The sequence below is a fragment of the Bradyrhizobium sp. SZCCT0231 genome (assembly GCF_018130245.1).
GTDB lineage: Bacteria > Pseudomonadota > Alphaproteobacteria > Rhizobiales > Xanthobacteraceae > Bradyrhizobium > Bradyrhizobium japonicum_F.
Window position 1 is genome coordinate 134,995 of the sequence record NZ_JAFCKP010000006.1, and the last position, 19,082, is coordinate 154,076.

Here is a 19,082-nt window from a genome sequence, read left to right on the forward strand (position 1 = left end):
CTTTTGCGTTCGAGACTTTAGGCGGCGTGGACCGAACTCAGGAACTTGGCCACCTCGAGCTTGAGGCGGCTGCTGTCGGCCGAGAGCGAGCGCGCCGCTGACAGCACCTGCGAAGAAGCCGATCCGGTCTCGGAGGCGCCGCGCTGCACGTCGCCGATGTTGGACGACACGAGCTGCGTGCCTTGGGCCGCCTGCTGGACGTTGCGGGAGATCTCTTGCGTCGCCGCGCCCTGCTGCTCCACGGCGGCGGCGACCGTCGACGAAATCTCCGACAGCCGCTCGATGGTGCCGCTGATCTCCCTGATCGAGCCGACCGACTCCTCCGTCGCTGCCTGGATGCTGGAGACCTGCTGGGCGATCTCGCCGGTGGCCTTCGACGTCTGCTCGGCGAGCGCCTTGACCTCGGAGGCGACCACCGCAAAGCCGCGGCCGGCCTCGCCCGCCCGCGCCGCCTCGATGGTCGCGTTCAGCGCCAGCAGGTTGGTCTGGCCGGCGATGGTGCTGATCAGCTCGACCACGTCACCGATCCGCGCGGCGGCCTTGGAGAGCGCGCCGACGCGCTCGTTGGTCCTGCTCGCCTGACCGACGGCCTCGCCCGCGATGCGGGCGGACTCCTGCACCTGACGGGCAATCTCGGATACCGAGGAGGAGAGTTCCTCGGTCGCCGAGGCGACCGCCTGCACATTGGCCGAGGCCTCCTGCGACGCGCTGGCGACCTCCGTCGAGAGGTCCTGGGCCCGCGCGGCGGTCGTGGTCAAAGTGCCTGCGGAGGCTTCGAGCTCGTTCGACGCCGACGACACCGTGTTGACGATCTCACCGACCGCCTGCTCGAATTGGTCGGCAAGCCTGACCATGTCTTCCTTGCGACTTTCGGCCTGCCGCGCCTCGAGCTCGGCCTGCTCGGCGCGCATGCGCTCGGTCTCGATCATGTTGTCCTTGAACACCTGGATCGCCTTGGCCATGTCGCCGATCTCGTCGGACCTGCCGCCGCCGGGAATCTCGACCTCGAGATTGCCGCCGGCAAGCCGCCCCATCGCGTGCGTCATCGAGGTCAGGGGACCGACGATGCTGCGGGCGATCAGGAAGGCCACGATGCCGCCGAACAGGATCGCAAGACCGCCCGCGACCTCCTGAACGGTCGTCGTGCCGGCGATCACGGCTTCGGCATTGTTGCGCGAGTCCCGGTAGTCCTTCTTCAGGGTCGCTTCCGCGACCTTGAGCTTGCCGATGCTGTCGACGATGATGGGCGCGAGGTTCTTATGGTAGATCTCGTCGGCCTGAAGCATCGCGGCGGACGTCGTCTCGAACGCCGATTTGTAGATTCCCAGCGAGGCCTTCACCGGCGCGAGCGTGGCTCGCAACTCCGTCGCCTGCGGGCTCTTTTCGAGCGCTGCGAGCCGTTGCGCTGCTCTGTCCACACTCGCCCTGAAATTCGCAGGCCCCTGGATGTCACGCACCGCCAGGAAACGCCAGTTTGCGACCCGAACAAGAAGGATTCTGGATTCGAGGTCTGCGACCAGGGCCGCGGTGTCTTCGTCGACGGCAGCCCGCGCTGTATCGACCAGCTTGCCCATCTTGACGGCCAGCTCCTCCCCGCTGGGCAGCAGCGTCGCCTTGCCCGTTCTCGCCTCGTTGACGGCGTCGCCGAGATTGTCACGCAGGCGTCGCATTCTGGCGATGTCGTCGATCAGGCCATTGTAGAGCGCTCGCCGCTCCTCGGAGAGCGTCCCCTGCGCGCCGACCCGCAGCAGCTCGGTCGCCGCGGTCTCCCGCTCTTGCGCCTCCTTCATCGCAGGCTCGTTGGCGTCGTAGACGTAGCGCACGTTGGCCCGCTGGATCGCCTGCAGATGGGCTGATATTTCCAGCACCCGCGCCGTGCTGTCCGAGAGAGCGGATTGTCTTGCGACCTGATCCTGCACGTCCCGCAAATTCCAGACGGCAACCACTGCCATCACGAGACCGACCGCCACCAGGGCCATGAAGCCTGCGTACAGGCGTCCCCTGATCCGCAAACGAAATTTCGGCATTCCCACTGTCCACCCAGATGCATGTGAATTCGAGGGGCCGGACAACTCCGGCGATCGTCACGGCCACTCCGGCAGCCGCACGCCGCGCCCTGGCGACCCACGCTGCACCGCGACACAATGGGGGACACTCCTTAATTGAACCTTCCAATTTTTCGCGCGGGCCAGACCGGCCCGCACAAAATCTGCTGCTTTTATCGGCAGCTATGCAAAGTTCGCGTGCGAATGCGGAGCGGCATGCAGAGCGATGCATGCGTTGCCCGAATGATGCCGGACCGTGACCCTCGACCTTCTATTTCCGCCAGCGGGGCTTGTGCAGCTCGTACGTGATCTCCGCCCTGGTCATCCCGCAGTCCAGAAGCTCCCGCTCGCTCATGGCGGCGAGTTGATCCCGGGCCCGGGACCGTTCGCGCCTGATACGGACCATCTCGACCAGCGCCCGCCAGGCCCGCACGACCATCGCCGGCTCGGCCCGATGAAGTCGGCCGGCGGACGCGACGCGCAATCCACTCAGCTCGCAGCCCTCGCCGATGCCTGCGGAAAAGGACCGAGCGCCCTCTCGGTCAGGATCGAGTCACAGTACTCCCTGATCTCCTTGATCCTGCCGTCGGCGAGACGGAACACCAGGCAGTAGTCGTTGTCGTAGCGCACGCCTTCGGGCGTGACGTTGTCGCCCTTGGCCTCCACCACGACGATGTCGCCGTCGGCGATGAAGCGGTGAGCGATTGTTCGCGTGCGGTCGCGCAAGCGCGTGCGCACATAGCCGTGCAGGTCGTTGAGGATCGCCTCCTTGCCCGAAAAGGTGCGGGACCAGGAATACTGCCCGGTCACGATCCATTTGGCGTCTTCGGCAAGACTGGCGCTGAACAGCGCGCGATCGCGCGCGGCCGGATCGGGATTGGCGGCGGCGGCAAAGATATCCTGCATCAGTTTCTTGTTGGCGGTCGCGCTCATGGCGGCATCTCCGTGGTGTGACATCGCGAAGATCATCGCCGGCCGATCGGCATTCTTCAAATCGATAGTTGATATGATATATATTCGTCTTATGAATTTGAATTCCCTTGACCTCAATCTACTGACCGCGCTCGACGCGCTGCTGCGCGAGGCCAATGTCAGCCGCGCCGCGATGAGGATGGGCCTGTCGCAGCCGGCGGCGAGCCACGCCCTGCAGCGCCTGCGCGACATTCTGGGCGATCCGCTTTTGGTGCGCACCGGCGCGCGGATGGAGCTGACGCCGCGGGCGCAGGCCCTGCGCGCGCCGCTGGCGCAGGCGCTCGACCAGGTCCGCGGGCTGTTCGTGCCTGGCGATTTCGATGCCGCACGCAGCGAGCGGCAGTTCCGCCTGATGATGCCCGATCTCGCGGTCGAGCTGTTGATGCCGCCATTGATGGAGAAGGTGACGCGCCTCGCCCCCAACGTCCGCATCGACGTGGTGCCGTGGCGGGGACCTGCGATCTTCCACGCCGAGTTCGCCCGCACCGTCGACCTCGTGATCTCGATCGGCAATGCCTTCAAGGGATTTCACCGCCAGCTGCTCTACACCGACAGCGACGCTCTGGCTGTGCGGCGCGGCCATCCAACGGCCGCGAAGCTGAAACGACGCGAAACGTTCCTGGCCGCACGCCATGTCGGGGTGATCATCCGCGGCAACAATGAGGATCTGATCGACACCTGGCTCCGCACGAAGGGCATCGAGCGGCACATCGCGCTGGTCGTGTCAGGCTATCTCGAAGCGCTGCACGTCGCCGCGCGAACCGATCTCGTCGCCTTCGTGCCGCGCCGGCTGATCGCCGCGCTGTCGAAGCAGCTCGGCCTCGTCACCGTGGCCCCTCCGCTCGACCCCGGGATCGACGAGCAGTTCATGTTCCATCCGACGCGGGCCCAGATGGACCCGGGCTCGATCTGGCTGCGGCGGCTGATGCTGGAGACGGGGCGGGAATTGGAGAAGCGGAGGGCTGGATGAGTCTACAGCCTCAACAAGCACAGTGTCGTCCCGGACAAGCGCGCCCCAAGCGCGCGCCGATCCGGGACCCATAGCCACAGGACGTACTTTGGCGAAGACTGGTCGTTCGGTACTGCTACCGAGCGCGATCGATAGATTCCGCGGTATGGGTCCCGGGTCTGCGCTGACGCTTGCCCGGGACGACACCGCGTTTAGTTACGCCTTCTGCGCGGCCATGACCTTTGCCACCGCGGGCCGATCCGACATGCGCTTGAAGTGATCGGCGATCTTCGGCGTCGCATTGATGTCGACGCTGTCGCCTTCGAGCCAGGTCGAGAGCGTGTAGAGATAGGGATCGCAGATCGTGAACTGATCGCCCATGACCCACGGCCCCTTGAACATCTTCTGCTCGATGAGCTTGAAGCAGGCGGCCATGGTCTTCGGCACCATCGCCTTCATGTCGGCGAACGAGCTCTCCTGCGTCGCCCAGCGCGCGCCGCGCATCTTGTGGGCGTGGTTGATGTGCACGGTCGAGCAGAGATAGGAGTTGAACGACTGCACATGGGCGAAGTCGAAGGGATCGTCGAGCGGCGCGAGCTTCGCCTTGGGGAAGACTTGCGCGATGTAGGCCAGCATCGCCGGCGTCTCGGTCAGGACGCCGCGGTCGGTGACCAGCGCCGGCACCCGGCCCTTCGGGTTGATGGCGAGATAGTCCGGGCTGGTCTGCTGGTTGTCCTTGAAGCTCAGCCGTTCGGCCGCGTAGTCGGCGCCGGCCTCCTCCAGGGTGATGTAGGTGGCGAGCGCGCAGGTGCCGGTGGCGTAGTAGAGCTTGAGCATGTCGGACCTCATGGGAAAGCTGGAAAATAGCGGCTGTCGACCCCAAGGTCCATAGCACACCGTCCTCTTCGCAGTTGCCCACCTCCGCCCAGTTGTGCCAAGACGCCTGCAATTGGAGGGGTTTCTCATGACGGTACTCATCGCCGGTGGCGGCATCGGCGGGCTGACCCTTGCGCTCAGCCTGCATCAAATCGGCGTTCCCGTGAAAGTGTTCGAGAGCGTCGCGGAGCTGAAGCCGCTCGGCGTCGGCATCAACGTGCTGCCGCATGCGGTGCGCGAGCTGATCGAGCTCGGCTTGATGGACAAGCTCGATGCCAGCGGCGTGCGGACCCGCGAGCTCGCCTATTTCTCCAAGCACGGCAAGCCGATCTGGAGCGAGCCGCGCGGGTTGGAAGCCGGCTACAAATGGCCGCAATTCTCGATCCATCGCGGCACGCTGCAGCAGCTCCTGCTCGATGCCGCGATCGAGCGGCTCGGCCGCGAGAATATCCTCACCAGCCATCACCTGACCGGCTGGACCGAGACGGCGAACGGCATGCGCGCCGACTTCATCGACAAGGCGACCGGCAAAGCCGCAGGCAGCTACGACGGCGCGATCCTGATCGCCGCCGACGGCATCCATTCCGCCGTGCGAGAAAAACTCTATCCCAATGAAGGCCCGCCGATCTGGAACGGCCGCATCCTCTGGCGCGGCGTCACGCCGGCAAAGGCCTTCCTGACCGGCCGCACCATGATCATGGCCGGCCACGAGATCCTGAAATTCGTCTGCTATCCGATCTCGAAAGAGCCGGATGCAAACGGCAACCACCTCATCAACTGGGTCGCGGAGCGCCACATGCCGCCGACCTATCAGTGGCGTCGCGAGGACTATAACCGCACGGCGCGGCTTGAGGAGTTCCTGCCCTGGTTCGAGAGCTGGCAGTTCGACTGGCTCGACGTCCCCGGCCTGATCAGGAACTGCCCGCACGCCTATGAATATCCGCTGGTCGACCGCGATCCGGTCTCGCAATGGACCTTCGGCCGCGTCACGCTGATGGGCGATGCCGCGCATCCGATGTACCCGGTCGGCTCGAACGGCGCCTCGCAGGCGATCCTCGATGCCCGCGTGATCACGCGCGAGATCCTCGCGCACGGCCCGACGCAAGCGGCGCTGCTCGCCTATGAAGCCGAGCGGAGGCCGGCGACCACCGACCTCGTGCTGCTCAACCGCAAGAACGGCCCCGAGCAGGTGATGCAACTCGTCGAGGAGCGCGCGCCTGACGGCTACAAAGTCGTCACCGACGTCTTGTCGCAGCAGGAGCTGGAAGACATCGCCGCCAACTACAAGCGCGTCGCGGGATTCCAGGTCGAGGCGCTGAACGCGAAGCCGCCGATTGTGAGCAAGGATGCGACGCGGGTGAGTTAGCCACACATCGAGCCGCGGCCTCCTGTTCACCTCTCCCCGCCTGCGGGGAGAGGTCGGATTGCATCGAAGATGCAATCCGGGTGAGGGGGTACAGGTCTCTCGTGGACCTCCCGTGTTGAGAGAGGCCCCTCACCCCACCCTCTCAGCGCGAGCGAAGCTCGTCGCGGCCCCGTAAGAACGGGGCGAGGGAGCGAGAGAGCGGTGCCCGCCTTACTTCACCACCCTCGCCGCCTCCAGCAATCGCTCGCTCGCGCTTGCCGTCGCCAGCACGGTACCATCCTCCGCCATCAGCTTGGCTTCGACGAAGGCGATGGTCTTGCCTAGTTGCGTCACCTTCGCTTCACCGATGATCGGGCCGGGCTTTGCTGGTGCCAAAAAATTCACGGTCATGCTGATGGTGGTGGTGTAGAGCCGGCCTTCGCTCATCACCAGCACCGCCGGGCCCATGGTGTCGTCGAGCATGGCCGAAAGCATGCCGCCCTGGATGAAACCTGCCGGATTGCAGAACTCCGGCCTGCCTTCGAAGCCGAGCTTGATCCAGCCCTCTTGCGGGCGGGCATCGAGCAGGCGCCATCCCAGCAGCTCGGCGCAGGGCGGCCTTCGAAAGTTGTCGAGCGCGGTCGTGACCATCGGGGAGCCTCCGTATCGCACGCCGATAACGTAACGCTGCTGCCAGCGTACTGTCAGGAGGTTGGAAACCCGATCAAAGATCCAGCGCGTGCGCGATCACCTTGCGCATGACATTGGGCAGCGCTTCGCCGGCCAGGGTTGCGATCGGCACCCAACGCATGCCCTCGGGCGCGCGGGTGCGGGCTTCGGCCTTCGCGGTGTAGACCACCAGCTCCAGCGGAAAATGCGTGAAGACGTGGGTGACCACGCCCACCTTGCGCTGCCAGCGCGACAGCCCCTTCAGCTCCGGCGCCTGCTGCTTTGCCCTTGCGTCGTCCTGATCGGCGAGCCAATCCGAGCCCGGCACCTCCGTCATGCCGCCGAGCAGGCCCTTTTCGGGCCTCGAGCGGACGAGCAGCTCGTCGCCACGCGTGACCACAAAGGCGGCGCCGCGCCGCAACGTGCCGCTCTTTTTCGGCGCCTTGCGCGGGAACGTCTCCTGGGTGCCTTGCGCGCGCGCCGTGCAATCCTCGTTCAGCGGGCACAACGAGCAGGCCGGCTTCTTCGGCGTGCAGATCGAGGCGCCCAAATCCATCAGGGCCTGCGCACTGTCGCCGGCGCGGGAGTCCGCCAACAGCGTCGCCGCCAGTTGCTGGATCAGAGGTTTTGCCTGCGGAAGTTCTTCTTCAACAGCAAAGAGCCGCGACACCACCCGTTCGATATTGCCGTCGACCGGCATGGTGCGGCGATCGAAGGCGATCGCGGCGATCGCCGCCGCCGTGTAGGGCCCGATCCCCGGCAGCGCGCGCAAGCCCTCCACCGTATCGGGAAAGACGCCGCCATGCTCGCGCGTCACCGCGACAGCGCAGGCATGGAGATTTCGTGCGCGCGAGTAATAGCCGAGCCCGGCCCACATCCGCAGCACGTCATCCAGCGAAGCCCGCCCGAGCGCCGTGACGTCGGGCCAGCGCACGACGAACTTTTCGAAATAGGGGCCGACCGCCTTCACCGTGGTCTGTTGGAGCATGATCTCCGAGAGCCAGACACGGTAGGGGTCAGACGCCTCGCCGGGCGCCGCGCGCCAGGGCAGGCGGCGGCGGTGGCGGTCGTACCAGGCGAGCAGGAGTGTCGGGCGAGCCGATGAAGTGCTCGCCGCCGAGCTTCGTTCCTTCTTGAGCGCGGTCGTGGTGGGCATCCGCCTTTACTAGAGGAGGACTACGCCCGTGGCCAGCGGGACCGGGCCGTTGCGCCCTATAACGCCTTGCGTTATACACAGACATGATCCAGAGCTTCGCCAACTCCGAGACAGAGTTGATCTGGTCCGGCCGGCGAAGTCGAAAACTGCCGCCCGACATCCAGAATGTGGCTTTGCGAAAACTGCGCTTGTTGAACCAGGCACGGGTGTTGGCTGATCTCAAGGTTCCTCCGGGCAACCGGCTGGAAGCCCTCAAAGCCGACCGCGAAGGTCAGCACTCGATCCGGATCAACGATCAGTGGCGCATCTGTTTTGTGTGGGATGAAGGAGGACCGAGAGATGTCGAAATCGTCGACTACCACTAGGAATGGGCTCCTCCGCAATCCCCATCCCGGCGAGATCCTGCTGGAGGAGTTTTTGAGGCCGATGGAGCTCAGCCAGAACGCGCTGGCGCGGGCCGTGCGTGTGCCGCCGCGACGAATCAACGAGATCGTCCTCGGCAAACGCGACATCACGGCCGACACCGACCTGCGGCTCGCCCGCTATTTTGGTCTGTCGGAGGGCTTTTTCCTAGGGCTCCAGATGGACTACGATCTGATGCAGCGGCGGCGTGAGATTGATCGCGACCTCAAGGCCATCCGGCCTCGCGCGGCGGCCTAACGGACACGGCCCATGTCCAAATCAGGTCCCATCTTCAAGCCCGGCCCCATCAGCGCCAAGCCGCTGTCGATCCTGCTCAACGACGTCTTTGCGGAGGCCTATGCCAAGCAGGGCTTTGCCGCGCGCGAGCTGGTGACGCGGTGGGCGCATATTGCGGGGCCCGAGATCGCGGCCCATGCCGAGCCGCTCAAGATGCAATGGCCGCGTCCGGTGGAGGGCCAGCCGCAGGAGCCGGCGACCCTGGTGCTGCGGGTCGAGGGGCCGATGGCGCTGGAGATCCAGCACTCGGCCGACGTGATCCTGGAGCGGGTCAACCGCTTCTTCGGCTGGAGCGCGGTCGGCAAGCTCGCCTTCCGCCAGGCTCCTCTGTCGCGCGTCCGGCGCCGGGTGCGGCCCGGCCCGCCGGACCCCAAGAGCGTCGCCAAGGTGGCGGAGAGCCTGGGTGGCATCGAAGATGACGAGCTCAAGGCGGCGCTGGCGCGGCTGGGGGCCGCCATCAAGCGAAATTGAGCCTCATTCCCCGGCCAAACTGGAGCCGTCCCTGCGGCTCGCCATTGCCTCAAACGGCGTTTCAAGCTAGCGACAGGCCGTCCGAGCGGGAACCTTGACCCGATCCTTTGGGCGAACCTTGCCAATCCCGGGAGCCGACCTTGATCATCACCCGCCGCGCCTTCACCACGATGCTGTCGCTGACCGGGCTTGCCGCGGTCGCCGGGCTCTCGCCGCTGCGGTTCATCTCTGACGCCATGATCCCTGAAGCAATGGCGCAGTCGGCCGCCGATGTCGCCAAGCCGGTGTCGCTGCCCGACATGGCGCTCGGCCCGAAGGACGCCGCCGTCACCATCACCGAATACGCCTCGATGACCTGCCCGCACTGCGCCGCCTTCAACGAGCAGGTGTTCCCGAAGATCAAGAAGGAATACATCGACACCGGCAAGGTGCGTTACATCTTCCGCGAGTTCCCGCTGGACATCAAAGCCGCCGCAGGCTCGATGCTGTCGCGCTGCATCGCCAAGGACGACGCGCCGAAATACTTCGCCGTCACAGATATGCTGTTCCGCCAGCAGAACGACTGGGTGGTGAAGAACACCACCGAGACCCTGACGCGGATCGGCAAGCAGGCCGGCCTCACCCAGCAGCAGGTCGAGGCCTGCCTGAAGGACCAGGCGCTGCTCGACAAGATCGCCGCCGACCAGAAATATGCCAGCGACGTGTTGAAGGTGGATTCGACGCCGACCTTCTTCATCAACGGCGAGAAGATCAAGGGCGAGGCCTCGTTCGAGGAGTTCGCCAAGAAGATCAACCCGCTGCTGAAGAGCTGATTCGCTCGTCAAGATCCTGATTCGCATCTCGAAAGCCGTATCTTTCCCGGCATAAATCCCTTGGGAAAAGCGGCTTTCGCCGGTTGCCCTCGCGGCGCACCGCGGCCATTGTCCAGCCGCATGAGGCGCCTCGCGCGACTCGCCCCGGATAGCGACATTGCCTTCCATGGTATTGTCCCGGCAGGGGGATTCGCGCCTGCCAACAGAGATGCGTGCTTATGAAAATCACCCGCCTGCGACTTCACGGCTTCAAGTCCTTCGTTGAGCCCACGGACTTCGTCATCGAGCCCGGCCTGACCGGCGTGGTCGGACCCAACGGCTGCGGCAAGTCGAATCTCGTCGAGGCGCTGCGCTGGGCGATGGGTGAAACGTCCTACAAATCGCTGCGCGCCGCCGACATGGATGCGGTGATCTTCGCCGGCTCCGGCAACCGTCCCGCGCGCAACCACGCCGAAGTGACGATGACGATCGACAATGCCGATCGCACCGCACCGGCGGCGATGAACGACAGCCAGCTGCTGGAGGTCTCCCGCCGCATCGAGCGCGAGGCCGGCTCGGTCTATCGCATCAACGGCCGCGACGTGCGCGCCCGCGACGTGCAAATCCTGTTCGCCGACGCCGCCACCGGCGCGCGTTCGCCGGCCCTCGTCCACCAGGGCAAGATCGGCGAGATCATCCAGGCCAAGCCCGAGCAGCGCCGCCGCGTGCTGGAAGACGCCGCCGGCGTCGCCGGCCTGCACGCCCGCCGTCACGAGGCCGAGCTGCGGCTGAAGGCGGCCGAAACCAACCTCACCCGCGTCGAGGACGTGATCGGCCAGCTCTCCGGCCAGATGGAAGGCCTGAAGAAGCAGGCCCGCCAGGCCGTGCGCTACCGCGAGGTCGCCGCCAAGGTCCGCAAGGCCGAAGCCACGCTGTTCCATCTGCGCTGGATCGGTGCCCATGCCGACGTCAACGAATCCGGGCAGACGCACGATCTCGCCGTGCGCGAGATGGCCGAGCGCACCCAGCACCAGGCCGAGGCCGCCCGCATCCAGGCGATCCGCGCCGCCGAAATGCCGGCGCTGCGCGATGCCGAAGCGCGCGCCGCGGCCGGCCTGCAGCGCCTGACCAATGCCCGCGAGCTGCTTGACCGCGAGGAAGAGCGCGCCAAGGAGCGCGTCGCCGAGCTCGAGCGCCGCCTCGCCCAGTTCGAAGGCGACATTTCCCGTGCTCAGCAACAAACTATGGACGCCGACGTCGCGCTGCAGCGGCTCGACACTGAAGACGCCGAGCTGAAGGAAGAGATCAAGTCCCGCGTCGAGAAGCGCTCCGGCGTCGACGAACGCGTCGCGGAAGCCGAAGCGGTGCTGACCGAAACCGAGCAGCGCTTCGCCGAGCTCACCACCGCGCTCGCCGATCTCACCGCCAAGCGCAACCAGCTCGAGGCCAATGTCCGCACCCACCGCGACAAGCTCGCCCGGCTCGACCAGGAGATCGCGAACGTCGCCGCGGAAGAGCAGAAGCTCGCGCAGGAGACCGGCGGCTTCGGCGATCTCGACGAGCTGACCGCGCTGGTCGAGACCGCCGAGCAGACGCTGGCAGCTTCCGAAGCCGCCGCGCAGGCGAGCGAAGCTGCGCATGTCGCGGCACGCCAGACGCTGGAATCCTCGCGCTCGCCGCTGGTCGAGGCGGACAAGCGCGTGCAGCGGCTCGATACCGAGGCGCGTACGATCTCCAAGATCGTCAACGGCGAAACCAAGAATCTGTGGCCGCCGATCATCGACGGCATCACCGTCGACAAGGGCTTTGAAAAAGCGATCGGCGCCGCGCTCGGCGACGATCTCGACGCGCCGATCGATCCGTCGGCGCCGATGCGCTGGACCAATGTCGGACACACCGAGGGCGATCCCGAGCTGCCCGACGGCGCCGTGCCGCTCGCCAACCACGTGCAGGCGCCGGCCGAGCTGGCGCGCCGCCTGGCGCAGATCGGCGTGGTGCCGCGCGAGCGCGGCGCCGAGCTGGTCTCGCAGCTCAAGACCGGCCAGCGTCTGGTGTCGCCCGAAGGCGACGTCTGGCGCTGGGACGGCTTCGTCGCCGCGGCTCACGCGCCGACCGGCGCCGCCCGCCGCCTCGCCGAGCGCGCCCGTCTCGTCGACATCGAGAACGAGCTGGAGCAAGCCCGCATCGACGCGCAGATCAAGCGCCAGGCGCTGGAGAACGCCGAGTCCGAGCTGCAGATGGCGGCCAGCACCGAAGGTGCCAGCCGCGAAGCCTGGCGCGCCGCGCAGCGCGAGCTCAACGTCGCGCGTGAGCGCCATGCCACCGCCGAGCGCGAGATCAGCCGCCATGCCGCGCGCAAGGCGACGCTGTCGGAAGCGCACAGCCGCCTCGCCGCCGACCGTGCCGAAGCCGAGGCCGCCTACGAATATGCCGCAGCCGGGATCTCCGAGCTGCCGTCGAGCGAGGACACCGAGACCCAGCTCGCCGCCGTCCGCAGCGACATCGAGGGCCACCGCCGCATGGCCGCGCAGGTCCGCGCCGAGGCGCAGGCGCTGGCGCGCGAGGCCGAGCTCGCCGACCGCCGCGTGCAGGCGATCCTCGCCGAGCGCACCGAGTGGCAGAACCGCAAGGAGAGCGCGGCCTCCCATATCGACACCATCCAGGCCCGCATCGCCGAGCTCACCATCGAGCGCGGCGAGCTCGAGAACGCCCCCGCCGTGTTCGCCGAAAAGCGCAGCGCGCTGATCACCGAGATCGAATACGCCGAGAACGACCGCCGCATGGCCGCCGACGCGCTCGCCACCGCGGAAAGCGCGATGGCGGAGACCGATCGCGTCGCCAAGCTGACGCTCGAAGCGCTGTCGAGCGCCCGCGAGACCACCGCCCGTGCCGAGGAACGCATGGAGGGCGCGCGGCGCCGGCTCGAGGACATCGAGCGCGAGATCCGCGACATGCTCGAGGTCGAGCCGGAGGCCGTGGCCGGACTTGCCGAGATCGAGCCCGGCGCGGAGCTTCCGCCGCTGCACGACATTGAGGAAGACCTCGAAAAGATGCGCCGCGACCGCGAGCGCCTCGGCGCCGTCAACCTGCGCGCCGAGGAAGAGCTGCGCGAGGTCGAGACCCAGCATACCGGCCTCGTCACCGAGCGTGACGACCTGGTCGAAGCCATCAAGCGGCTGCGCCAGGGTATCCAGAGCCTCAACAAGGAGGCGCGCGAGCGGCTGCTGACCTCGTTCGAGGTCGTCAACAACCACTTCAAGCGCCTGTTCGTGGAGCTGTTCGGCGGCGGCGAGGCCGCGCTGCATCTGATCGAGAGCGACGACCCGCTGGAAGCCGGTCTGGAGATCATCGCCAAGCCGCCCGGCAAGAAGCCGCAGACGCTGTCGCTGCTCTCGGGCGGCGAGCAGGCGCTGACGGCGATGGCGCTGATCTTCGCGGTGTTCCTCACCAACCCCTCGCCGATCTGCGTGCTGGACGAAGTCGACGCACCGCTCGACGACCACAACGTCGAACGCTATTGCAACCTCTTGCACGAGATGACCGGCTCGACCGACACGCGCTTCATCATCATCACGCACAACCCGATCACGATGGCGCGGATGAACCGGCTGTTCGGCGTCACCATGGCCGAGCGCGGCGTGTCGCAGCTGGTATCGGTGAGCCTGGCCGAGGCGGTGGACATTCTCGATCAGAACGTGGCGTGATAGCTCGGTCGCGCCACACCCATTGACGTCATCATCCGCCTTGTGCGCAAATTGCGCACTGGAGCGGATGATCCAGTACGCCGCAGCTTCTCGGTTGACGGCACTGTCACGGAGTACTGGATGCCCCGCCTGCGCGGGGCATGACCGCGGATGCAGATCTCACCCACCCTCCCTGCCGAACTGAAAGCCGCCCTCGACGGCAAGCTCCAGGGCTTCTCGCGCACCGACGCTGCGCAGCGCTCCCAGAAAATCTCGACCACCTATCGCGCTGGTGGGGGCTCCGGCACGATCAAGTCGGAAGCCGATGCCCTCGCCTACGCGCTGGCGCGCATGCCGGCGACCTACGCGGCCGTCGCCGCAAGCCTGAACGCGCTGATTGAGATCGCACCAAGCCTCGCCCCGGAAACGCTGCTCGACGTCGGCGCTGGCCCGGGCACCGCAAGCTGGGCCGCAGCGGAGGCGTTTCCGTCACTCCAGGACTTCACCCTGCTCGACGCCAACGCCACCCTGAGCCGGCTCGCGCTCGAACTCGCTCGCGACAGCACGCGATTGGCGGAGTGCCGCTATCTGCCTGGCGACGCCGGCGCGAACCTGGCCGAGGTCTCGCAAGCCGATCTCGTCGTCGCCAGCTACGTCATCGGCGAGCTCGGCGAGAGCGATCAACGTAAGCTTGCGGAAGCCATGTGGGCGAAGGCGCGCCACGCGCTGGTCGTGATCGAGCCCGGCACGCCCGCCGGCTACGCCCGGATCCTCGCGTTGCGCCAGCAGTTGATCGCAGCGGGTGCTTATGTCGCCGCGCCCTGCCCGCACGAAGGGCCCTGCCCGCTCATCGCGCCCGACTGGTGCCATTTCTCCCAACGCCTGCCGCGCTCGCAGGCGCACCGCCAGATCAAGGGCGCCGAGGTGCCGTTCGAGGACGAGCGCTTCATCTACGTCGCCCTCACCCGCACGTCACCGGCAACGCGCGCCGCGCGCGTGCTGGCGCCGCCGGATGTCGGCAAGGCCGAGATCGCGGCGAAGCTCTGCACCGAGGAAGGTGTCGCGCTGACGAAAATCCCGCGGCGCGACAAGGCTGCCTATGCCGACGCCCGGCGCTGGCGATGGGGCGATACGGCAGGCTGATTCATCTGAGATTGAGGCAGGCTACAACTCTCGCCAACGTTGGGCTACGATCGCCTTATGATCGAGCCTCACCCAGCCGTCACGGACGGCAAGCTCACATACGTTTCGCCGAAGCCCGGCTTGGGCGCAGCCATCGGCGGGATCGTGATTGCCTTCGGCTTCCTGTTGGTTTTCGCAAATGGCGTGACCGGAACGGTTACAACGCCCGGAGCTACCGCAGGAGGCGTTGTCGTCCTCGCCATCCTGACATTGATTTTTCTTTTTACGGTCATGCGACGCTGGACCGTGGAGTTCGATCTCACCGGCCAAAAGTTGACAATTTCGCAAAGCCTGCTCGGTCGCCCGAACACAATCGTATTCGCTTGTCCGCTCGACGAATGCACCCGGGTTGGAACGATGGAATACCGCAACGAGAACGGAGTTAGTTACGGTGCCTATGTCGAACTGAAGCAAGGTGGGAAATATTCCATTCCCCTGCCGAGCGGGACGTTTCGCGATGTCAGTCTCGCCGTATCGCATCTGGTGCATGCCACCGGCATTCCCAGGTTCGATACCGTGGCGTAACCGGCAGCCGCCGTCATTGCCGAAAGTTAACCCCGTTCGGGGCTTTTGCCTTGAACTCGGATGGTTCCTCATCCGACCAAGTCTTACCTCCCCTCTGCGTCGGGCTCTTATCCTGCGCCAATTTGGTCTACCCTAGCGCCCGCCTTCTTCCCTCTTCAGGAGTTCTCCATGTCGACCGGCTGGATCGTTCTCGGCGTCATCGTCGTCCTCGCGCTGTTCGCCTTCAGCGCCTACAACCGCCTGGTGGCGCTGAGCCAGCGCGTCGGCCAGGCCTTTGCCGATATCGACGTGCAGCTCAAGCAGCGCCACGACCTGATCCCGAACCTGGTCGAGACCGTGAAGGGCTATGCCTCGCACGAGCGCGGCACGCTCGACGACGTCATCAAGGCGCGCAATTCGGCGATGTCGGCGCAGGGACCGGCTCAGGTGTCCGCAGCCGAGAACCAGCTCTCCGGCGCGCTCGGCCGGCTGATCGCGCTGTCGGAGGCCTATCCGGACCTCAAGGCCAACGCCAATTTCCAGCAGCTCGCGAGCGAGCTGTCGGATCTCGAGAACAAGATCGCGGCCAGCCGCCGCTTCTTCAACAACGCTGTCCAGGAATACAATACCGGCATCCAGCAGATGCCCGCTGCGCTGTTCGCCGGCATGTTCGGCTTCACCAGGAAGGACTTCTTCGATCTCGGCACCAGCCGCACCGAGGTCGAGGCCACGCCACAGGTGAAGTTCTGAGGTTGAGCCGATAGGCCGGCAGGGCATCGCGTCATGGCCGCGTATGGTCTCTACACGCACATCGCCTCGAACAAGTTTCGTTCGATGCTGCTGCTCGCCGGCCTGTTCATGCTGGTCTACGTGCTGGTCTATGCCGGTGCGCTGGTGGCCGAGGTCATCATCAATGGCAATGGCACGGTGGCCTACTATCTGAGCCGCGCCTTCGCCGACCTGCTCAAGGCCGCCCCCTTCGCGACCCTTGCGGCGATCGCCTGGATCGCGATCGCCTATTTCTTCCACCAGTCGATGATCGATGCCGTGACCGGCGGCCACGACGTGACCCGGCAGGAAGAGCCGCGGCTCTATAATCTGCTCGAAAACCTCTGCATCTCGCGCGGCATCACCATGCCGAAGCTGAAGATCATGGAGAGCCCGGCGCTGAACGCGTTCGCGACCGGCCTCAATCCGCGGCAATATTCCATCACCGTCACCACCGGTCTCCTCGACGCGCTGAACGACAAGGAGATCGAGGCGGTGCTGGGCCACGAGCTGACCCACATCAAGAACGGCGACGTGCAGCTCATGGTGGTCGCCGTCATCATCGCCGGTGTAGTCGGCTTCTTCGGCGAATTGTTCTTCCGCCTGTTCACGAGCTTCGACTGGAGCCCGAGCTCCGGCGGCTCGTGGTCCTCGGGCTCCTCCTCGTCGTCGCGGTCGTCCTCGTCGTCGAGCGACAGCAAGAGCTCCGGCGGCGGTGCGATCATCGTCATCATCATCGCGGTCGTGCTGATCGTGCTGGCCTGGCTGCTGTCGCAGGTGGTGAAGCTCGCGCTATCGCGGTCGCGCGAATATCTCGCCGATGCCGGCTCGGTCGAACTGACGAAAGACCCCGACGCCATGATCTCGGCGCTGCGCAAGATCGAGGGCCGCGGCGAGCTGCCGGGCGCGACCTCGGCCGTGATGGAGCTCTGCGTCGACAATCCGCGCGAAGGCTTTGCTGACCTGTTCGCGACCCATCCTTCCGTGCAGTCCCGGGTCGACGCGCTGGTCAAGTTCGCCGGCGGCCGTGACCCCGGTCCGCTGCCGGACCCCGCTGAAGAGACGAATCGGCCCGAGACGGATCAGCCCGAGACGGAACAACCCGCGGCGCAGGCCAACCCGCTGGATCCCCAGCAGCCACTGCCGCACGGGCCGTGGAACGACGCAGCCAGCCCGGCTGGTCCGCCGCCCGTACCGGCACCAGGCCCCTCAGGAGCCCCGGCAGGCAATCCGATGGGACCGTGGGGCCGTCACTGAGGACGTGATTTCCCGCTACATAGGGCGTGTTTCCCAGTGATCGGGAAAAACCTCGGGAATTGCCGTAACTGGGGCCTACGGAATTGAATTCTCCCTTGTTTCTGCCATGTTCGCGCCCAACAGCAGACTTGGGACGTCTTTTGGGACATCGATTTGGGGCCCGGCCGATTGCGACCTCGCGATCGGGGGCGCGCGTTAGGGGACAGCAATGGCAAAGCCGGCAGTGGTTGTGGTGGGCGCGGACAAGGGCGGGGTCGGCAAGACCACGGTGTCGCGGACCTTGCTCGATTATTTCTCAGCCAACAACGTGCCGACGCGCGCGTTCGACACGGAGTCTCCGCGCGGAACCCTGAGGCGCTTCCACCCCGACATCACCGAGATCGTCGACATGACGACCACGGCCGACCAGATGAAGATCTTCGACACGCTCAACACCGTGAGCCCGTCGGTGACCGTGATCGACGTTCGGGCCGGCCTGCTCTCGCCGGCCCTCGCCTCGCTCCGCGACATCGGCTTCCTCGATGCCGCCAAGGCCGGCCAGATCACCTTTGCGGTGTTCCACATCCTCGGACCCTCGATCGCCTCGCTGGAGGAGATCGCCGAGACCGCCGGCTTCATGGGCGGCGCGAAATACTTCCTGGTGAAGAACTTCATCAACGACACCCAGTTCTTCCAGTGGGACCAGGCTACCTACAATTCCTACTTCCACCGCATCAAGGACGCGACCGAGCTGACCATCCCCAAGCTCAACGAAATGGCCTACGAGCAGGTCGAGGTGTCTTCCGTCCCGTTCCTGAAATTCGTCGCCAACAAGGGCATCAACGACGATGCCGCCAACTATTCGTTCGTGCTGCGCGGCTATGTCCGGCACTGGCTGGCGAACGTCTGGAGCGAGTTCGACCGCATCCGCCTGACCGACATCGTCGGTTCGAAGCCGGTGACCCGCAACAGCGAAAAATAGTTGCGGACCCCGAGCGGATACGGCTGGATTGGGCGACGAGTTCGCTCAAATAATAGCCTGCAATGTCCGCGACCCCCGTCTACATCATCTGCTCGCCCCGCCCGCAGGTCGGCAAGACCCTGCTGGCGCGGCTGCTCGCCGAATTCCTGCTGCTCAAGAACGGCAACGTCGCGGCCTTCGACGTCAACCTGAAGGAGCCGTCGCTGCTGGATTACCTGCCGAAGATCACCGAGACCGCCGACGTGATCGACACCTACGGCAAGATGCAGCTGATGGACCGCGTCATCGTTGATGACGGGCTCGCCAAGGTCATCGACCTCGGTTTCCACGCCTTTGACGAGTTCTTCAAGATGACCGACGAGATCGGTCTCCTCAAGGAAGCCGCGCGCCGCCATGTCGCACCGCAGATCCTGTTCGTCGCCGACACCGACCGCGTCTCGGCCCGCGCCCATGAGATGCTGCGCGGGCAGATCCCGCGGATGAACCTGATCACGGTCGACAACGAATATGTCGTGCGCGGCGAGCTGCCCGCCGCGATGGCGGGCGGCCGCCTGTTCCGCCTGCCCGCGCTGCCGGGCTTCTTGAAAACCTATATCGACCGGCTGACCTTCTCCTTCACCGGCTATCTGCGCCAGGAGAAGGACTCCTCGACAGAGCTGCACCAATGGACGCGGCGCAATTACATCGCCTTCCGGGAGCTGGAGCTCAGCCTGATCCTGCAGCGGTCGTAGGCTGAATTCCCGGGCGATATCCC

General features: G+C 65.8%; 19 protein-coding genes. 13 read left to right on the plus strand and 6 right to left on the minus strand.

The genetic code is table 11. From position 1 onward, the window contains the following. Window positions 1-17 precede the first annotated feature (17 nt). From JQ566_RS17295 to JQ566_RS17305, 3 genes are all read right to left on the minus strand, one after another. Window positions 18-2,027 carry a HAMP domain-containing methyl-accepting chemotaxis protein gene (locus JQ566_RS17295; RefSeq protein ID WP_212373765.1) on the minus strand — a complete coding sequence of 670 codons (2,010 nt, stop codon included), beginning with the start codon at window positions 2,025-2,027 and terminating at the stop codon, window positions 18-20. 289 nt (window positions 2,028-2,316) lie between these two features. After that, window positions 2,317-2,484 (minus strand): YjiS-like domain-containing protein, encoded by a 168-nt coding sequence (locus tag JQ566_RS34870; protein ID WP_212374119.1) that lies wholly within the window; start codon window positions 2,482-2,484, stop codon window positions 2,317-2,319. Window positions 2,485-2,534: 50 nt separating this feature from the next. After that, window positions 2,535-2,978, minus strand: coding sequence for a nuclear transport factor 2 family protein (locus JQ566_RS17305; RefSeq protein ID WP_212373767.1), 444 nt, complete (start codon window positions 2,976-2,978; stop codon window positions 2,535-2,537). Between the two features lie 91 nt (window positions 2,979-3,069). On the opposite strand from JQ566_RS17305, the gene JQ566_RS17310 reads away from it, so the two are divergent. Then, on the plus strand, window positions 3,070-3,987 hold the full coding sequence (locus tag JQ566_RS17310) for a LysR family transcriptional regulator (protein WP_212373768.1): 918 nt from the start codon (window positions 3,070-3,072) through the stop codon (window positions 3,985-3,987). A gap of 195 nt (window positions 3,988-4,182) precedes the next feature. Here JQ566_RS17310 and JQ566_RS17315 read toward each other — a convergent pair whose 3' ends face one another. Continuing rightward, window positions 4,183-4,803, minus strand: a complete 621-nt coding sequence (locus tag JQ566_RS17315) for a glutathione S-transferase family protein (RefSeq protein WP_212373770.1) — start codon at window positions 4,801-4,803, stop codon at window positions 4,183-4,185. 127 nt (window positions 4,804-4,930) lie between these two features. Between JQ566_RS17315 and JQ566_RS17320 the strand changes: the two genes are divergently transcribed. Continuing rightward, complete coding sequence (locus JQ566_RS17320; protein WP_212373772.1) at window positions 4,931-6,208, plus strand: flavin-dependent oxidoreductase; 1,278 nt, start codon at window positions 4,931-4,933, stop codon at window positions 6,206-6,208. A gap of 210 nt (window positions 6,209-6,418) precedes the next feature. On the opposite strand, the gene JQ566_RS17325 is transcribed toward JQ566_RS17320, so the two are convergent. Next, a complete protein-coding gene (locus JQ566_RS17325) occupies window positions 6,419-6,838 on the minus strand; it encodes a PaaI family thioesterase (protein WP_212373774.1) in 420 nt (139 codons plus the stop codon). A 73-nt stretch (window positions 6,839-6,911) separates the two neighbouring features. Continuing rightward, the gene (mutY, locus tag JQ566_RS17330) at window positions 6,912-8,012 is read right to left on the minus strand and encodes an A/G-specific adenine glycosylase (protein WP_212373776.1); all 1,101 of its coding nucleotides are present in this window, start codon (window positions 8,010-8,012) and stop codon (window positions 6,912-6,914) included. Window positions 8,013-8,095: 83 nt separating this feature from the next. Between mutY and JQ566_RS17335 the strand changes: the two genes are divergently transcribed. From JQ566_RS17335 to JQ566_RS17385, 11 genes are all read left to right on the plus strand, one after another. Then, window positions 8,096-8,377: a type II toxin-antitoxin system RelE/ParE family toxin gene (locus JQ566_RS17335; RefSeq protein WP_212373778.1), complete on the plus strand. Its 282-nt coding sequence runs from the start codon at window positions 8,096-8,098 to the stop codon at window positions 8,375-8,377. Next, window positions 8,352-8,672: a HigA family addiction module antitoxin gene (locus tag JQ566_RS17340; RefSeq protein WP_212373780.1), complete on the plus strand. Its 321-nt coding sequence runs from the start codon at window positions 8,352-8,354 to the stop codon at window positions 8,670-8,672. Before JQ566_RS17335 ends, JQ566_RS17340 begins: the two co-directional genes overlap by 26 nt. Before the next feature lie 12 nt (window positions 8,673-8,684). After that, window positions 8,685-9,182 (plus strand): DUF721 domain-containing protein, encoded by a 498-nt coding sequence (locus JQ566_RS17345; RefSeq protein WP_212373782.1) that lies wholly within the window; start codon window positions 8,685-8,687, stop codon window positions 9,180-9,182. Between the two features lie 140 nt (window positions 9,183-9,322). Further along, the gene (locus JQ566_RS17350; protein WP_212373784.1) at window positions 9,323-9,994 is read left to right on the plus strand and encodes a DsbA family protein; all 672 of its coding nucleotides are present in this window, start codon (window positions 9,323-9,325) and stop codon (window positions 9,992-9,994) included. Window positions 9,995-10,212: 218 nt separating this feature from the next. Further along, entirely contained in the window at window positions 10,213-13,677 is a 3,465-nt protein-coding gene (gene smc, locus JQ566_RS17355; protein WP_212373786.1) for a chromosome segregation protein SMC, read from the plus strand. Between the two features lie 150 nt (window positions 13,678-13,827). Next, window positions 13,828-14,799 carry a small ribosomal subunit Rsm22 family protein gene (locus JQ566_RS17360; RefSeq protein WP_212373788.1) on the plus strand — a complete coding sequence of 324 codons (972 nt, stop codon included), beginning with the start codon at window positions 13,828-13,830 and terminating at the stop codon, window positions 14,797-14,799. Window positions 14,800-14,856: 57 nt separating this feature from the next. After that, window positions 14,857-15,363: a hypothetical protein gene (locus JQ566_RS17365; RefSeq protein ID WP_212373790.1), complete on the plus strand. Its 507-nt coding sequence runs from the start codon at window positions 14,857-14,859 to the stop codon at window positions 15,361-15,363. 168 nt (window positions 15,364-15,531) lie between these two features. Then, a complete protein-coding gene (locus tag JQ566_RS17370) occupies window positions 15,532-16,092 on the plus strand; it encodes a LemA family protein (protein ID WP_212373792.1) in 561 nt (186 codons plus the stop codon). 33 nt (window positions 16,093-16,125) lie between these two features. Further along, window positions 16,126-17,367, plus strand: coding sequence for a M48 family metallopeptidase (locus JQ566_RS17375; protein WP_212373794.1), 1,242 nt, complete (start codon window positions 16,126-16,128; stop codon window positions 17,365-17,367). A gap of 208 nt (window positions 17,368-17,575) precedes the next feature. Next, the gene (locus JQ566_RS17380) at window positions 17,576-18,328 is read left to right on the plus strand and encodes a P-loop NTPase family protein (protein ID WP_212373796.1); all 753 of its coding nucleotides are present in this window, start codon (window positions 17,576-17,578) and stop codon (window positions 18,326-18,328) included. Between the two features lie 62 nt (window positions 18,329-18,390). Continuing rightward, a complete protein-coding gene (locus JQ566_RS17385; RefSeq protein WP_212373798.1) occupies window positions 18,391-19,059 on the plus strand; it encodes a P-loop NTPase family protein in 669 nt (222 codons plus the stop codon). Window positions 19,060-19,082 lie beyond the last annotated feature (23 nt).

Coding starts and splice junctions, on each gene's coding strand:
- JQ566_RS17360 (WP_212373788.1), top strand. CDS start 13,828: ATGCAGATCTCACCCACCCTCCCTGCCGAACTGAAAGCCGCCCTCGAC.
- mutY (WP_212373776.1), bottom strand. CDS start 8,012: ATGCCCACCACGACCGCGCTCAAGAAGGAACGAAGCTCGGCGGCGAGC.
- JQ566_RS17310 (WP_212373768.1), top strand. CDS start 3,070: ATGAATTTGAATTCCCTTGACCTCAATCTACTGACCGCGCTCGACGCG.
- JQ566_RS17320 (WP_212373772.1), top strand. CDS start 4,931: ATGACGGTACTCATCGCCGGTGGCGGCATCGGCGGGCTGACCCTTGCG.
- JQ566_RS17340 (WP_212373780.1), top strand. CDS start 8,352: ATGTCGAAATCGTCGACTACCACTAGGAATGGGCTCCTCCGCAATCCC.
- JQ566_RS17325 (WP_212373774.1), bottom strand. CDS start 6,838: ATGGTCACGACCGCGCTCGACAACTTTCGAAGGCCGCCCTGCGCCGAG.
- JQ566_RS17335 (WP_212373778.1), top strand. CDS start 8,096: ATGATCCAGAGCTTCGCCAACTCCGAGACAGAGTTGATCTGGTCCGGC.
- JQ566_RS17375 (WP_212373794.1), top strand. CDS start 16,126: ATGGCCGCGTATGGTCTCTACACGCACATCGCCTCGAACAAGTTTCGT.
- smc (WP_212373786.1), top strand. CDS start 10,213: ATGAAAATCACCCGCCTGCGACTTCACGGCTTCAAGTCCTTCGTTGAG.
- JQ566_RS34870 (WP_212374119.1), bottom strand. CDS start 2,484: ATGGTCGTGCGGGCCTGGCGGGCGCTGGTCGAGATGGTCCGTATCAGG.
- JQ566_RS17365 (WP_212373790.1), top strand. CDS start 14,857: ATGATCGAGCCTCACCCAGCCGTCACGGACGGCAAGCTCACATACGTT.
- JQ566_RS17315 (WP_212373770.1), bottom strand. CDS start 4,803: ATGCTCAAGCTCTACTACGCCACCGGCACCTGCGCGCTCGCCACCTAC.
- JQ566_RS17385 (WP_212373798.1), top strand. CDS start 18,391: ATGTCCGCGACCCCCGTCTACATCATCTGCTCGCCCCGCCCGCAGGTC.
- JQ566_RS17370 (WP_212373792.1), top strand. CDS start 15,532: ATGTCGACCGGCTGGATCGTTCTCGGCGTCATCGTCGTCCTCGCGCTG.
- JQ566_RS17295 (WP_212373765.1), bottom strand. CDS start 2,027: ATGCCGAAATTTCGTTTGCGGATCAGGGGACGCCTGTACGCAGGCTTC.
- JQ566_RS17305 (WP_212373767.1), bottom strand. CDS start 2,978: ATGAGCGCGACCGCCAACAAGAAACTGATGCAGGATATCTTTGCCGCC.
- JQ566_RS17380 (WP_212373796.1), top strand. CDS start 17,576: ATGGCAAAGCCGGCAGTGGTTGTGGTGGGCGCGGACAAGGGCGGGGTC.
- JQ566_RS17345 (WP_212373782.1), top strand. CDS start 8,685: ATGTCCAAATCAGGTCCCATCTTCAAGCCCGGCCCCATCAGCGCCAAG.